This is a genomic window from Ketobacter sp. GenoA1, from assembly GCF_003671475.1.
Taxonomy (GTDB): Bacteria; Pseudomonadota; Gammaproteobacteria; order Pseudomonadales; family Ketobacteraceae; genus Ketobacter.
Genome location: NZ_RCHM01000007.1, coordinates 180,342 through 196,035, shown reverse-complemented (window position 1 = coordinate 196,035; position 15,694 = coordinate 180,342). Strand labels below are relative to the sequence as shown.

Sequence of the window (15,694 nt, the reverse complement as noted above, 5' to 3'; positions counted from 1 at the left end):
TCCTGTTCCCCATTGTGTGAGATTGTCTCTGCATGAGTATCACCAAAAAAGAATTTGCCGAACGCCGTCAACAGCTCATGGCCATGATGGAGCCCAACTCCATCGCCATCATTCCCGCTGCGCCCCTGCGCACCCGCAGTCGCGACACCGAATACCCCTACCGTCAGGACAGTGATTTTTTCTACCTTACCGGTTTCGCTGAGCCGGAAGCGGTATTGGCGCTGGTGCCGGGGCGCAAACACGGTGAATTCGTCATGTTCTGTCGTGAGCGGGATCGGGCAATGGAAATCTGGAACGGGTATCGGGCCGGCCCCGAAGGGGTGGTGAAGCAATACGGCGCGGACGATGCCTTTCCAATAGGGGATATCGATGAAATCCTGCCGGGCTTGCTGGAAGGCACGGATCGAGTGTATTACGGCATGGGTAAGGATAAGGATTTCGATCGTCAGGTGATGGAATGGGTCAATACCATTCGCGCCAAGGTGCGCAGTGGTGCCCACCCGCCCGGGGAGTTCATTGCCCTGGATCATCTGCTGCACGATATGCGTTTGTACAAAAGCAAGGCCGAGATCCGGCTGATGCAGCAGGCGGCGGACATGAGCGCCTCGGCCCACACCCGCGCCATGGAAAAGTGCCGTCCCGGTATGATGGAGTTTCAGTTGGAGGCGGAGTTTCTGCATGAATTCGGCCGCCACGGCAGCCGTTTTCCGGCCTACTCCAGCATTGTGGGCGGCGGCGCCAACGCCTGCATTCTGCACTACGTCGACAACAACAGTGAGCTGAAAGACGGTGATCTGGTGTTGATCGATGCCGGCGCCGAATATCAGCATTACGCTGCGGACATTACGCGCACGTTCCCGGTAAACGGCGTCTTCAGCCCGCAGCAGCGCGCCCTGTATGATGTGGTGTTGAAGGCGCAATTGGCGGCCATCAAGCAGGTGAAGCCCGGCAACCACTGGAACCAACCCCACGAAGCCGCGGTCAAGGAGCTGACCAAAGGCCTGGTGGCGTTGGGCCTGTTGCAGGGCAAAGTGGATGAATTGATTGCCAGCGAAGCCTATCGCCGCTTCTACATGCACCGCACCGGCCATTGGCTGGGCATGGATGTGCATGACGTGGGGGATTACAAGGTGGGCGATGCCTGGCGTGTCCTGGAGCCGGGTATGGTCTTGACGGTGGAGCCCGGTTTGTACATTGCGCCGGATGAGGAAACCGTTGACCCCCAATGGCGTGGCATCGGCATTCGGATTGAAGATGATGTGCTGGTGACCGAAAAAGGCCGCAAGGTGCTGACCGGCAAAGCCCCCAAATCCGCCGACGAAATTGAGGCGCTGATGGCCAAGGTCCGCGGTGGTAAAAAACAGCCTGGCAGAAAACCTCCGGTCAGAAAGCCACCAGCCAGAAAGCCCCCGGCCAGAAAACCACGACGGGTCGCCTGATGGACGTGGTGATTATGGGGGGTGGCCTGGTGGGCGCATCGCTGGCCGCCTGCCTGGCCCGCGATCCTGCCGTACAGGTCGTGGTGGTGGAAAAATTTGCCCCGCCTTCGCAGCACAATCATACCGGCCCCCAAGACCTGCATCCCAGCTACGATGCCCGCAATACGGCCCTGGCCAATGGCACCTGCCATGTGTTTGAGCAGTTGGGTTTGTGGCAGGGCATGCGCCAGCACGCGGTGCCCATCCACACCATTGATATCACCAATCAGGGTAGCTTCGGGCGCGCGGTTATCCGTGCCGAGGAAGAGCGGGTGCGGGCCCTGGGGTACGTGATCGAGAACCGCTTTATGGGCCAGTTCCTCAACCAGCATCTGCAGCAGTGCCCTAACGTACAGTTGCTGGCCCCGGCTGACATCGGGGGCCTGCATTATGAAGGGGATCAGATGGTGGCCTCGGTGGAAATCGATGGCCGCTGGGAGATGATGAAAACACCGCTGGTGGTGATTGCCGACGGCGCGCAATCCCATGGCCGGGCGCTGTTGGGCATCGGCGCCGAGGTGACCCCCTACGAGCAGGTGGCCATCGTCACCGCAGTGACGCCGGACCGCCTCCACCACAACCTGGCTCTGGAGCGCTTTACCGACACCGGGCCGCTGGCAGTACTGCCGCAAACGGAGAACCGCTGGGGGCTGACCTGGTGCCTGGATAAAGAGCGTGCCGCCGAGCTGATGGCGGCGCAGGATGACGCCTTCATAGCCGCGCTGGAGCAGGCGGCCGGCGCGGCCATCGGCAATCTCACCAAGGTGGGAAAACGTTACACCTATCCGCTGGCGTTGACCCTGGCCAAAGAACAGGTGCGCCCCAACGCGGTGGTGTTGGGCAATGCCGCCCATGGCTTGCACCCGGTGGCGGGGCAGGGCCTGAACATGGCCATGCGGGATGTGGCGGTGCTGGTGCAGACGCTGGCGGCGGCCCGGGAGCAAGGCATCAGTTGGGGGGATTTCAAATTGTTGAGTGGGTATTTGCAGCAACGGCAGCAGGATCAATTCAACACCATTCAGTTTTCCGACAAGCTCACCAAGCTGTTCAGTAATCGTAATGGCGTGCTCAATCTGGCCCGCAACAGTGGGTTGCTGCTGTTTGATACCCTGCAGGGCACCAAGCGCTTTGTGGCCCGGCATGCCATGGGGCGCTCGGTTTCCACAACGTTGCCGGAGGTGGCGCTATGAGCATTTCCCCGCAGGCTGTGCCGGTGGCGCAACCGGATTTGTTGATTGTCGGCGCCGGTATGGCCGGCCTCACCCTGGCCGCGGCGCTGGCGGGGGAGCCCTTGTCCATCCTGGTGATCGATCCCCATGTTCCCGCTGCCCCCGAGCACTGGCCGGCGAGCTTTGATCCCCGGGTCAGTGCGCTCACCCAGGCCTCGGAAAACATCCTGCGGCGGCTGGGGGCGTGGGATGAAATGGCGGCACAGCGCGTTGCCCCCTTTGCCCATATGGATGTGTGGGATGGCGATGGCACCGGCAACATCCAGTTTCATGCCCGGGAGGCCGGCGCCGAGCACCTGGGCCATATCGTGGAAAACCGCATCACTACCCATGCCCTGTATCAACAGGTGATGGCTGCCCCCAATATCGAATGCCGTCGCTTGGGGCTGGAAAAAATTCTGGAAAACGATCCCCGGCAGGATGCCAGCGGCGGATCCCCAGATACGGCACCTGCCCGTTGGCGGGTGGTGTTGTCCGATGGCACTGAGCTGACACCCACCCTGCTGATCGGAGCCGATGGCGCCCGTTCCCGGGTACGGGATCAATTGGGGTTTCGCTGCCGCACCTGGTCCTATGGCCAGAGTGCCATTGTTACCACGGTACGCACCCAGCAGCCCCATGGCGATGTGGCCCGCCAGGTGTTTCTGGACAGTGGCCCGCTGGCCTTTCTGCCCCTGCGGGAACACAGCAACGAACGCCGCTCCTGCCTGTCCTCCATCGTTTGGACCCTGGAAGATGAGCAGCTTGCCGCCATCATGGCGCTGCCGGATGCTGAATTTTGTCAGCGCTTGGGGCAGGCGTTCGAGCAGCGCTTGGGCAACGTGGTGCAGGCGGACCCGCGTTACGCGTTTCCCCTGCTGCAGAACCACGCGGTGGACTACATCCAGCCCGGGGTTGCTCTCATCGGTGATGCCGCCCACACCATTCACCCGTTGGCCGGGCAGGGCATCAATCTGGGGTTGCTGGATGCCGCCGTGTTGGCCGAAGAAATCCAGCGCGCCCTTGGCTGCCAGTTACCCCTGGATGACCCCAGTGTACTGCGCCGCTTCCAGCGCCGCCGCAAACCCCATAACCTGCTGCTGATGTCCGCCATGGAAGGATTCAAGCGCTTGTTCGGTGCGGATATCCCGCCGTTAAGGGTGGCGCGCAATCTGGGCATGTCATTGTTCAACCGCCATACGCTGATTAAAAACCAGATTATGACCCGCGCCATGGGCATGGAAGGGGATCTGCCGGCGTTGGCCCAACCGGGGTTGGTGGCGGATTTTTAGGGTTTCTTGTACCCTTGTTGCAGGTGGCCTGAGCAGGCTATTGTTTAGGCACTTGCAGTTTGCTTTTCATGAACGCTATTCGGGAGTATGTGCATGGCAACAGCGTATGTGATACGAAACCAGTCCGGTCAGTATTTGACGCGCAAGGGGGAGTGGGTGTCCGGTAAGGATGCCGGTGGGTTGTTTCATCAGCCTCACTATGATCAGGCCCTTAACCAACTCATCGAAGTGAACTCCAAGGATATCGAGCTGCGCGGCAAAGTGGTGGAAGTACCGCTGGATGACAGCAAGCGCCCGGCCCATCCGGTGATCGAGGATTATGGCCCCGATCCGGTGCAGCCGGAACTGCTGGAAGAGCCGGAATCCACCCGCGAAAAAACCGAAGATGGTGTGGCTGCCTGAATGAAAACACCCTGGGTGGTTAACGCAGGGTGTTGCCGTGTTTACTAGCTCATTTCTCAATTGGGGGTGGGATGCTCAAACCACCCACCCCCGCCAACTCCGACGGGTGCGCTCCCTGGCCGGCGCCAGCCTGGTGCTGATCCTGGTGGGTTTGCCGTTTCTGGCCCGTTCCATTCAATGGGGAATTTCCCTGCGCATCCTGCTATTGGGCAGCGCCGTCTGCCTGGCATTACTGGCGTTGGCCATGTTGCGCCGGGGCTGGTTTACCCCCAGTGTGCATTGCCTGGCGGCGGGGGTGTACCTGGGGGGAGTGAATCAATATGTGACGGTGGGGGGCATGGAATCCGGTGCCGTGGCCTGGTGGTTGATTGTGGCGCTGATCGGCGGGCTGTTGCTGGGGGTGCGCGCCGGCGTGTTCTGGGCCCTGGTTTCCCTCGCCACCGGGTTGTGTTTGTTTTATTTCGAAAGCCGGGGCTTTGCGTTTCCCAACCTGACACCACCCCCGGCCCGCGGGATTCAGCGGGTGATGATGATGGTGGGGGAGTTTGTGGCACTGGTGGCGGTGATGGTGGCGTACCTGACCCAGATTGAAAGCTCCGAGCGCAGCCTGGAACAGAAGAACAAGGATTTGCAGCAACAGGTGCTGAGGGCGGAACGGGCCGAAGCCGAAGCGCTGGACGCCAATGCCGCCAAGAGCCGGTTTCTGGCTAACATGACCCACGAACTGCGCACCCCGCTGAATTCCATTCTCGGCTTTAACCACCGGGTGATGAATCAATTGCAGGGCCAAATCGGGCCCCGCCAGTACGATGCCCTGCAGATGGTGGCCGATAGTGGCGAGCAGATGCTGAAGCTGGTGACCGACATGCTGGATCTGTCGCATCTGGATGCGGGCAAGCTGGAATTCAGTCGCGGCCTGATCGATCTGCGGGAGATGGTCAACGTGCTGGTGCCGCGCCTGCGGCTGCATGCCCACCGCCATCACTTGCAGTTGCTGGTGGAGCCCTTGCCGGAAGCGTTTACCCAGGGGGATGTGTCCCAGCTCAGGCGCAGCATCGAAACTGTGGTGGGGCACGCGTTGCAGTACTGCCCGCAGGATGCGGTGGTGGTAAGTGCAGTGGTGAGTGCCGAGGTGACCGGGCAGAATCGCTGGCAGTTGCAGGTGCGCTGTAAAAAGCTGGTGTTCGAGATGGAGCATCTGCAACGCATCTTTGATCGCTTTCACCATCTGCACAGTGTGTCCGGGAGGCCAATTATCGTATCCGGACTGGCCATGGTGCTGGCGCGGGAGTTTGCCGAATTGCATGGCGGTACCTTGCAGGTGCAGAGTGATGCGGTTGCTGGCACTCTGTACGATCTGATGCTGCCCTTGCGTTAGAAAACAGTCGATTAGCAAGCAGAGTTGCGGGGCGGGTTTATAATCACAGGGAAGATCGTCATCGAGGGATCGAATTGGAACGGATGCTGAATCGGGTGTTGAATTGTGGTTGGGATGCCGCCTACACGGATCCTGTCCTCTTGCGCCGGGTGCGAACGGCCGCGGCCACCGCCTATTTATTGATTCTGGTGGGCATTCCCTTTCTGTTGCGGGCCTATGAGTGGCACATCAGTTTGCGCATGCTGTCGGTGACATCCGCCATTGTGCTGGCCGCTTTGGGGCTGCTGGTGATGTGGATCTTTCGTCATTTTGGCATGGCTACGCAACTGGTCACGCTGGCGGTGTTCGTAGCCGGTGCCGGCGCCATTATGACCAGCGGCGGCATTGGCACCTCCACCCTGGGCTGGTGGATGCTGGTCCCCTTGCTGGCGGGGCTGCTGCGTGGATTGGGCAGCGGCCTGGGCTGGGGTGCCTTGGTACTGGTGTCTATTTATGCCTGTTATTGGGCCGAACAACATGGCTTTCGCTTTCCTGATCTGACCCCGCCGGAACACCTTGCCTCGCAACAATTACTGCAGGCCCTGGGTATTACCTGTGCCGTACTCATTCTGGTGAGTAATTTTCTGTCCCAGATCGGTCAGTCCGAGCGACAGTTGGCGGAACACAATAAAGATCTGCGGCAGCAGGTTAAGCGCGCTGAACAGGCAGAACGGGATCTGACCCGGGCGCTGGAATCCAAAACCCGGTTTCTGGCCAATATGAGCCATGAAATGAAAACGCCGCTGAACGCCATCGTTGGCTTCTCACGGCAATTGGATAAGCGTGCCGGTGGTGGCCTTGATGAGCGCAGCCGGGAAGCCCTGCAGCAGGTGATCAAACAGTCCGACGGCATGCTGCTGTTGGTGAATGATCTGTTGGCGCTGGCGCAACTGGACAAGGGTGAAGCCCACAACGATGAGCTGCACGCTCTGGATTTGCGGGATTTGCTGCGCAGGGTGGTGATGGCGCTGGAACCGGTGGCGGCCCGTTACCAGTTGCGGATCGAGATGGATGCCCCGGAAAGTGTTACCCAGTCCGGCAACGGGGATCACCTGCTGCAGGCGGTGAACAGCCTGCTGCGCCATGCGTTGGCGTCCACCCAGGGGGCGTGGGTGCGGGTCACGCTGGGTGAGTTGCCCCAGGGCGCGTTGCTGCAGGTGCTGTACCCGGGCACGCTCGCAGCCCACGACCGGGATCGCCTGTTCGACCGTTATAACCATCTGCACAGCCAACTGCAGCGCGATGTGGGCCTGTCCGGTCTGGCCATGGCGCTGGCCTATGAGCATGTGACACGGCATGGCGGCCGTATCGGGGTGAGCGTGGATGAGGGGATGAATCAGATCTGTTTCAACCTCTTCCTGCCCAGTTGAGCCGGCATCATCCCCCGCAGCCATTGTTCACGGGGCTGTTGATTTCCGTCAGTGAAATGGGACTTTCTCAGAAAAATACCTGTTAAGCTGTTTCATTTACAAATGACACAAATTATCATTTGCTGCCCGGGCCCCGCCGGGTTTCCGGATACAGCGAACTAACTCAATGAATTCAGAGGTGTTGTTATGGTGAAGCGAGGAACCCGCATGATGCTGTCCTCCCTGGCAGTGATTGCTGCCGGTTGGATCACAGGCTGCAGCGAACAGCAGGAGCCCGCCCGGCAAGAGGCCGCCACTGAGAAGGCCACCGACAAGGCAGCGGAAGTGGTGGTGTATTCCTCACGCAAAGAGCATTTGGTGAAGCCGCTGTTTGATCGTTTCAAAGATGAAACCGGCATCAAGGTGACCTACATCACCGATGGCGAGGGCCCGCTGATGGCGCGCCTGGAGGCGGAAGCCGAGCGTACCCCCGCTGACATGTTCATTACCGTGGATGCCGGTAACCTGTGGCAGGCGGCCAACATGGGGTTATTCCAGCCGGTGCAGTCCGAGGTGCTGGAAGCGAACATCCCCGATCAGTATCAGGATCCGGAGAACCGCTGGTTTGGCTTATCGGTGCGGGCGCGCACCATTGTCTACTCCACTGAGCGGGTGCAGCCGGAGCAGCTGTCCACCTATGAAAACCTGTCCACCGAGGAGTGGGATGGCCGCTTGTGTCTGCGTACCTCGAAGAAGGTCTACAACCAGTCCCTGGTGGCAACGTTGATCGAGCGCCACGGTGAGCAGCGTACCGGAGACATCGTCAAAGGCTGGGTGGATAACCTGGCCACGGATGTGTTCCCCAACGATACCTCCCTGATGGAGGCCATCGCCGCCGGGCAGTGTGATGTGGGCATCGTCAACACCTACTATTTCGGCCGCTTGCAGAAAGAGAACCCGGATATCCCCCTGGCCCTGTTCTGGCCCAATCAGCAGAGCTCCGGTGTACACGTCAATATTTCCGGTGCCGGTATCACCCGGCACGCCAAGCACCCGCAAGCGGCCCGGCAGTTGCTGGAGTGGCTGGCGCAGGGGGAAGCCCAGGCCATGTTCGGTGGCCTGAATATGGAGTATCCGGTGAACCCTGACGTGGCCGTCGATGAACTGGTGCAGTCCTGGGGCACCTTCAAAGCCGACGACCTCAACGTGGAAGTGGCGGGGCGCCGTCAGGTGGAAGCCATCAAGCTGATGGATCGGGCCGGTTACCGGTAAGTTGATCCTGCCTTGACCCTGGCCGCCGCGCGTCCGCATCCCTATTTACCCAACCTGCTGCGGCGGGTGGGGCTGTTGCGCGCCTGCGCGTTGGCGCTGGCGTTCATGGTGGGCATGCCGCTGTTGGTGATTGCGCTCAGTTGGGGAGAGGTGAACGCCGAGATCTGGCTGCACCTGGCCCAGACACAACTGGGGCGCCTGCTGGGCAACACCCTGGTGCTGGTGCTGGGGGTGGGTGTATCGGTGCTGCTGTTGGGGGTGCCCCTGGCCTGGTTTATTGCCACCTGCGAGTTCCCCGGGCGCAAATGGTTTGATGTGGCCCTGATGCTGCCGTTGGCGGTACCGGCCTATGTGATGGCGTTTGTGCTGGTGGGGCTGCTGGATTATGCCGGCCCGGTGCAGACTCTGCTGCGGGGCTGGATCGGGCCCTCCATCGCTTTCAGCTTCCGGGGCACCGGGGCCGTGGTGATGGTGATGTCCCTGGTGCTCTATCCCTATGTGTATATGCTGTCACGCAATGCCTTTCTGGCACAGGGCCGGGAGCCGCTGGAAGCGGCCCGGGTGTTGGGGCTGGGCCCGCTGCAGGGGTTTTTGCGGGTGGCCCTGCCCATGGCCCGGCCGGCGATCATTGCCGGCCTCGCCCTGGCGCTGATGGAAACCCTGGCGGACTTCGGGGCCGTGGCGGTATTCAATTACGACACCTTCACCACCGCCATCTACAAGGCCTGGTATGGCTTTTTTAATTTGCAGACTGCGGCGCAATTGGCGTCCATGTTGCTCTTGATTGTGCTCACCGGGCTGTACCTGGAGCGCCGTGGCCGGGGCTCGGCCCGTTACTATCAGAGTGCCCGCCGTCGCGCCAAGGCTAGCCGCATGCCGCTGCAGGGGTACAAAGCCTGGTTGGTGAGCGCCTGGTGCGGGCTGGTATTTGTGCTGGCCTTTCTGGTGCCGGTGGGGCAGTTGCTGGTGTGGATACTGCAGGGCGCCTGGCAGGATCTGGATGCCCGTTATCTGGGATTGGTGGGGCACACGCTCTATCTGGCGGCCATCGCCGCGCTGATCACCGTGGCCGCCGCATTTCTGCTGGCCCTGTACCGGCGCAGCTACAAAGGGGCCCTGTCCGGCGGCATTGTGCGCCTGGCCACCGTGGGGTACGCCCTGCCGGGGTCTGTGCTGGCGGTGGGCATCATGCTCAGTTTCAACTGGCTGGATGGCTGGGCGGCGCAGCTGCAAACTGCCCTGGGCCTGGCCGTGCAGCCGGTTTTTGTGGGGGGCGTACTGGCCCTGTTGCTGGCTTACACCACCCGCTTTCTGGCGGCCGCCTTCGGCCCGGTGGAAACCAGCCTGGATCGCATTCGCCCCTCCATTCCGGAGGCGGCCGCCATCCTGGGTGCACGCCCGGCGGAGATCGTGCGGCGTATCTACCTGCCCATGCTGACACCGGGGCTGCTGACGGCAGCCCTGCTGGTGTTTGTGGATGTGATGAAAGAAATGCCCGCCACCCTGCTGATGCGCCCGTTCGGTTGGGATACCCTGGCGGTGCGCATCTATGAGATGACCTCCGAAGGCTTATGGCAGCAGGCCGCCCTGCCGGGATTGTCCATTGTGCTGGTGGGCCTGGTGCCGGTGATCATTCTGGTGCGGCGCTCAGCTCACTAGGCCCCGGCCGTCAGGATTGGTTCAGCAGATCCAGCAGGGCGCGGGCGGTGGCCGCCGACGAGGCCGGGTTCTGCCCGGTAACCAGCAACCCGTCCACTACAACGTGGCTTTGCCAGTCTTCCCCCTTCTGGTAATGGGCACCCTGTTGTTGCAGCATGTCTTCCACCAAAAACGGCACTATCCCGGTCAGCTCCACTGCCGCTTCCTCTGAGTTGGAAAACCCGGTGACATTTTTGCCCTTCACCAGTGCATCGCCATCGGCGCCCTTGGGGTGTTTGAAGACAGCAGGGCCATGGCACACCGCCGCCACCGGCTTGCCGCTGCGGTGGAACGCTTCGATCAGGGCGATGCTGTGTGGGTCTTCTGCCAGATCCCACAACGGGCCGTGGCCACCGGGAAAGAAAACCGCATCAAAATCCGCGCTGTTGAGCTCCGCCAGTTTGTGGGTATTACCCAGCCGGGCCTGCAGGTCGGGATCGTCCTGGTAGCGGCGGGTGCTGTCGGTTTGGGCGGGCTCCTCCTGGCTGCGGGGATCAATCGGGGGTTGGCCGCCCTTGGGGGACGCCAGGGTAATCTCGGCACCGCCATCCAGAAAGGCATAATAGGGTGTGGTGAATTCCTCCAGCCAGAATCCGGTGGTGTGATCAGTGTTGCCCAGTTGGGCGTGGGAGGTGAGAACAATCAGTATTTTGAGAGGGGTCATGATGTGCCTCCTTTCAAGTGGGTGAAGCGACCTGCGAACCGTCGCCTGGGCTTAACGTAACAGAATTGCTCCCCACTGGTCACGTGCCCCGGACCTGAGTACAATTGCCCCCCTTAAAATTCTCTACCCGCAGCGATTGTTTTGGTACAATCGTGCCAAAAATGGAGTGAGACCATGGCCAATCGCACAGCCCTGTATGACAGCCACCTGCAAGCCGGTGCCAAGATGGTGGATTTCGGTGGCTGGGACATGCCCATCAACTATGGCTCCCAGATTGAAGAGCACAACACCGTGCGCGGTGATGCCGGTATGTTTGATGTATCCCACATGACCGTGGTGGATGTGACCGGACCCGCCAGCCAGGCGTATCTGCAGCGCCTGCTGGCCAACAACGTGGCCAAGCTCAAAACACCGGGCAAAGCGCTCTACAGCGGCATGCTCAATGTGGATGGCGGCGTTATAGATGATCTGATTGTTTACAACATGGAAGGCTGGTACCGGTTGGTGGTGAACTGCGCCACCCGCGAGAAAGACCTGGCCTGGATGGATACCCAGAGCGCCGGCTTTGACGTCACCATCACCGAGCGCCCCGACTTTGCCATGATCGCCGTGCAGGGGCCCAATGCCATTGCCAAGACCTGTGCCGTGGTGGGCGAACCCAAGGCCGATGTGATCCGGTCACTGAGTGTGTTTCAGGGGTTGCCCGCCGACGACTGGTTTATCGCCCGCACCGGTTATACCGGTGAAGACGGCCTGGAGATCATGGTGCCCGAAGCGCAGGTTGCCGGGTTCTGGCAGCAGCTGTTGGAGGGCGGTGTGGCCCCCTGTGGTTTGGGTGCCCGCGACACCCTGCGTCTGGAAGCCGGCATGAACCTGTACGGCTCGGACATGGATGAAACCGTGTCGCCGTTGTGCGCCGGCATGGGCTGGACCATCGCCTGGAGCCCGGAAGACCGGGAATTCATCGGCCGCAACGCTTTGGAACAACAGAAGGCCGACGGGGTTGCCTTCAAACAGGTGGGCCTGGTGCTGGAAACCCGGGGCGTGTTGCGTGGCCACCAGAAAGTGAGCGTATTAAACGTGGGGGAAGGCGAGATCACCAGTGGGACATTTTCCCCCACCTTGGGATATTCTATTGCCCTGGCGAGGGTGCCCTTGGCGACTGCGGATACCGCCCAGGTTGAAATCCGGGGCAAGTTGCACGAGGTGAAAGTGGTGAAGCCACCTTTCGTCCGCAACGGCAAACAGGTTTTTTAATTTTTCGATTCCATAACCTTATATCAGTTCTGAGGAAGCATCATGAGCGAAATACCTACCGAATTGCGTTACCTGTCATCTCACGAATGGGTGCGTGTGGAAGATGGCGTTGCCACTGTGGGCATCACCGCCCACGCCCAGGAAGCCATGGGTGATCTGGTGTACGTAGAAACCCCTGAAGTGGGTACCACACTGGCCGCGGGTGATGAAGCCGGCGTGGTTGAATCCGTAAAAGCCGCATCCGACATTTACACGCCGGTGTCCGGTGAGGTGATTGAAATCAACGATGCCCTGGAAGATGCACCGGAAACCGTCAACTCCGATCCCTATGGCGCGGGCTGGATGTTTAAAATTCAGGTGGCGGATGAAGCCGAACTGGAGAACACCCTCACCGCCGACGAATATCAGGCGCAGATCGAAGACGAGTAAGTCATCGCCCTGACACCCGGTTGCAACACAGCCCGATTCCTGCAGTCGGGCTTTCGTCTTTTTATCTCCCGCATAACGGTAACCCAAGATGCCCTATATTCCCCATACCGACGATGACGTAAAACGCATGCTGGATACCATCGGTGTCAACAGCATCGATGATTTGTTTGATGAGATTCCCCAAGACATCATCGCCCAACCCCTGCAACAGGTTCCCCCCGGTAAAACCGAGATGGAAACCATGCGCATCATGAACGATCGCGCCGCGCAGGACGGGGGCAACCTGTGCTTTATCGGTGCCGGTGCCTACGAGCATCACATTCCGGCCGCAGTGTGGGAGATTGCCAGCCGGGGGGAGTTCCTCACTGCGTACACCCCCTATCAGGCGGAAGCCAGCCAGGGTACCCTGCAGGTGATTTACGAATACCAATCCATGATCGCGCACCTGTGCGGCATGGACGTGTCCAATGCCTCCCTCTACGACGGCGGTTCCGGTTTGTCGGAAGCGGTGTTGATGGCGGTGCGGGCCAATCGCAAATCCAAATCCAAAAAAGCGCTGGTGCTCACCAGTGTGAATCCGCTGTATCGCCAGGCCACCACCAACATTGTGGAAAACCAGGGCCTGGAGCTGGTGGACGTGGCCTACTGCAGCGTGGAAGGCACCACCCCGGTAGCCGCACTCAAGCATTTTGAAGGCCAGGATTTTGCCGCGTTAATTATCCAGCAACCCAACTTTTTCGGCTCACTGGAAGATGTGGACGCATTGACCGACTGGGCCCACGCCAACGGCATGCTGGTGATTGCCTCGGTGAACCCCACCTCGCTGGCGCTGTTGAAACCGCCCGGTGAATGGGGCGAGAAAGGCGCCGACATCGCCGTGGGTGAAGGCCAGCCCTTGGGGGTGCCGCTGTCGTCCGGCGGGCCTTACTTTGGATTCATTACCTGTAAGCAACAACACGTGCGGCAAATGCCCGGCCGCATCATCGGCCGCACGGTGGACATGGAAGGCCGCCCCGGTTTTGCCTTAACCCTGCAGGCCCGCGAGCAACACATTCGCCGTTCCAAGGCCACTTCCAACATCTGCACCAACCAGGGCCTGGCCATGACCGCCGCCACCGTGTACATGAGCTTGCTGGGTGCCGACGGCCTGCAACAAGTGGCCGTGGCCAGTCACAACAACACCCAAAGCCTGCTGCAAAAACTCACCGCCATCGACGGTGTGGAGAAAGTGTTCTCCGCCCCCACCTTCCATGAAGTGGTGATCCGCATCCCCGGTAATGCTGCCGACGTACTGAAAAAACTGGCGGACAAAGGCATCCAGGGGGGCGTGGACTTAAGCGCCTGGTACGCGGAACTGGAAAACTGCATTTTGTTGTGCGCCACCGAAACCAAAATTGAATCGGACCTTGAACGTTATGCCGCTGCGCTGCAGGAGGTGCTGTGATGTTGATATTCGAAATAAGCCAAAGTGGCCGTCGCGCCACCTCGCAGGCACCCAAAAAAGTCGCGCTTAACGGCGACATTCCCGCGGCTTTGTTGCGTAAGGAAAAACCGCTCATGCCGGAGGTGGGTGAGATGCAGGTGGTGCGTCACTACACCAATCTTTCGCGCAAAAATTTCAGCATCGATACCCAGTTCTACCCCCTGGGCAGCTGCACCATGAAATACAATCCACGGGGTGCCCACCGTGCCGCCATGCTGCCCGGCTTTTTAAGCCGCCATCCACTGGCGCCGGAACAACACAGCCAGGGTTACCTGGCCTGCCTGTACGATCTGCAGGAAGTATTGAAAGACGTTACCGGCATGAAAGGGGTGTCGTTAACCCCCATGGCGGGGGCCCAGGGCGAATTCGCCGGGGTGGCCATGATTCGCGCCTACCACGAAGCCCGTAACGATCACGAACGCGCCGAGATACTGATACCCGAAGCAGCCCACGGCACCAACCCCGCCACCGCTGTCATGTGCGGCTACAAGGTGCGGGAAATTCCCGTGGACAAAGACGGCGACGTGGATGTGGAAGCATTGAAAGCCGCCGTTGGCCCCCACACCGCCGGCCTGATGATGACCAACCCCAGCACCTGCGGCGTGTTCGAACGCAAAATAAAAGAGATCGCCCAGGTGGTGCACGAGGCCGGTGGCCTGCTGTATTACGATGGCGCCAACTTAAACGCCATTCTCGGCAAAGTGCGCCCCGGCGACATGGGCTTTGACGTGCTGCACATGAACCTGCACAAAACCTTTGCCACCCCCCACGGCGGTGGCGGCCCCGGTGCCGGCCCGGTGGGCGTGGGTGAACGCCTGCTGCCTTACCTGCCGACACCCATCGTTGGCAAAGACACCGTAGACGGCGCGGATCACTATCGTTGGCTTACCGAAAAAGACATCCCCGGCACTATCGGGCGGCTCTCTACCTACATGGGTAACGCCGGTGTATTGCTGCGCGCCTTCTTCTACGCCAGCGTGCTGGGTAAAGAAGGCCTGCACCGTGTGGGGGAGTTCAGCACCCTGAACGCCAACTACATGATGAAAAAAGCCGAGCAGGCCGGGTTCCAATTGGCTTACCCCAATCGACGCGCCACCCACGAATTCATCATCACCCTGAGCAAACAGGCAAAAGAACTGCACGTTACCGCCATGGATTTTGCCAAGCGCATGTTGGATTACGGTTATCACGCCCCCACCACCTACTTCCCACTGTTGGTGCCGGAATGCTGGCTGATCGAACCCACGGAAACCGAATCCCCCGACGAGCTGGACGGGTTTGTTGACGCGCTGGCGAAGATCCAGAAAGAAGCGGAAGAAACCCCGGACCTGGTGAAAGGCGCGCCCTATACCCAACCTGTGAGACGGCTGGATGACGTGAAGGCGGCACGGGAGTTGGATTTGGTTTGGGGTAAGCAAAAGAACTAACGAAATGGGCGGGATGGTACTCATACTGACCGGTTAAGCCAAAATGGTAGCCGTGAGTGCCGTTTCGAACTTTCGCGATCTTGAGGCTGGCCACTGTAATTACCAACATTAGCCAAAATGGTAATTGTAGTGGCCAGCGAAATATCCAGCCCAAAAGGAAATAGGCCCTGGTCTGTGATTGTTCTCGGCCGTGTTTGATGATTGTGCAAGATACGGGAGGAGCGCTCAGGGCCCGGTGAGCGGTGATGAAGACGGGTAAGATTAATTCGGAAGGATGGTGTTGGGTGTTGTTTTTGGTGGGGGGATACTTGTAGGTTG

The 15,694-nt window shown here is 60.2% G+C and carries 13 protein-coding genes; 12 read left to right on the top strand and 1 reads right to left on the bottom strand.

What is annotated here, in order from left to right:
- Positions 1 to 32: 32 nt before the first annotated feature.
- From pepP to D9N13_RS00850, 8 genes are all read left to right on the top strand, one after another.
- Positions 33 to 1,439 (top strand): Xaa-Pro aminopeptidase, encoded by a 1,407-nt coding sequence (pepP, locus tag D9N13_RS00885; RefSeq protein WP_290584759.1) that lies wholly within the window; start codon positions 33 to 35, stop codon positions 1,437 to 1,439.
- Positions 1,439 to 2,668, top strand: a complete 1,230-nt coding sequence (gene ubiH, locus D9N13_RS00880; protein ID WP_290584757.1) for a 2-octaprenyl-6-methoxyphenyl hydroxylase — start codon at positions 1,439 to 1,441, stop codon at positions 2,666 to 2,668. Before pepP ends, ubiH begins: the two co-directional genes overlap by 1 nt.
- Positions 2,665 to 3,978, top strand: a complete 1,314-nt coding sequence (locus D9N13_RS00875) for a UbiH/UbiF/VisC/COQ6 family ubiquinone biosynthesis hydroxylase (RefSeq protein WP_290584755.1) — start codon at positions 2,665 to 2,667, stop codon at positions 3,976 to 3,978. The genes ubiH and D9N13_RS00875 overlap by 4 nt, the downstream gene beginning before the upstream one ends.
- 93 nt (positions 3,979 to 4,071) lie before the next feature.
- Entirely contained in the window at positions 4,072 to 4,380 is a 309-nt protein-coding gene (locus D9N13_RS00870) for a hypothetical protein (protein WP_290584753.1), read from the top strand.
- Positions 4,381 to 4,417: 37 nt separating this feature from the next.
- Entirely contained in the window at positions 4,418 to 5,758 is a 1,341-nt protein-coding gene (locus D9N13_RS00865; protein WP_290584751.1) for a sensor histidine kinase, read from the top strand.
- A gap of 83 nt (positions 5,759 to 5,841) precedes the next feature.
- Complete coding sequence (locus D9N13_RS00860; RefSeq protein ID WP_290584962.1) at positions 5,842 to 7,167, top strand: sensor histidine kinase; 1,326 nt, start codon at positions 5,842 to 5,844, stop codon at positions 7,165 to 7,167.
- 186 nt (positions 7,168 to 7,353) lie between these two features.
- Positions 7,354 to 8,418 (top strand): extracellular solute-binding protein, encoded by a 1,065-nt coding sequence (locus D9N13_RS00855; protein WP_290584749.1) that lies wholly within the window; start codon positions 7,354 to 7,356, stop codon positions 8,416 to 8,418.
- Positions 8,419 to 8,523: 105 nt separating this feature from the next.
- A complete protein-coding gene (locus D9N13_RS00850; protein WP_317622442.1) occupies positions 8,524 to 10,077 on the top strand; it encodes an ABC transporter permease in 1,554 nt (517 codons plus the stop codon).
- Positions 10,078 to 10,087: 10 nt separating this feature from the next.
- Here the strand turns inward: D9N13_RS00850 and D9N13_RS00845 are convergent, their stop codons facing one another.
- Positions 10,088 to 10,780, bottom strand: coding sequence for a type 1 glutamine amidotransferase domain-containing protein (locus tag D9N13_RS00845; RefSeq protein ID WP_290584745.1), 693 nt, complete (start codon positions 10,778 to 10,780; stop codon positions 10,088 to 10,090).
- Between the two features lie 174 nt (positions 10,781 to 10,954).
- Between D9N13_RS00845 and gcvT the strand changes: the two genes are divergently transcribed.
- From gcvT to gcvPB, 4 genes are all read left to right on the top strand, one after another.
- Positions 10,955 to 12,037, top strand: a complete 1,083-nt coding sequence (gcvT, locus tag D9N13_RS00840; RefSeq protein WP_290584743.1) for a glycine cleavage system aminomethyltransferase GcvT — start codon at positions 10,955 to 10,957, stop codon at positions 12,035 to 12,037.
- Between the two features lie 42 nt (positions 12,038 to 12,079).
- Positions 12,080 to 12,466 (top strand): glycine cleavage system protein GcvH, encoded by a 387-nt coding sequence (gene gcvH / locus D9N13_RS00835; RefSeq protein WP_290584741.1) that lies wholly within the window; start codon positions 12,080 to 12,082, stop codon positions 12,464 to 12,466.
- Between the two features lie 88 nt (positions 12,467 to 12,554).
- On the top strand, positions 12,555 to 13,910 hold the full coding sequence (gcvPA, locus tag D9N13_RS00830; RefSeq protein ID WP_290584739.1) for an aminomethyl-transferring glycine dehydrogenase subunit GcvPA: 1,356 nt from the start codon (positions 12,555 to 12,557) through the stop codon (positions 13,908 to 13,910).
- Complete coding sequence (gene gcvPB, locus D9N13_RS00825; protein ID WP_290584737.1) at positions 13,910 to 15,376, top strand: aminomethyl-transferring glycine dehydrogenase subunit GcvPB; 1,467 nt, start codon at positions 13,910 to 13,912, stop codon at positions 15,374 to 15,376. The genes gcvPA and gcvPB overlap by 1 nt, the downstream gene beginning before the upstream one ends.
- Positions 15,377 to 15,694 lie beyond the last annotated feature (318 nt).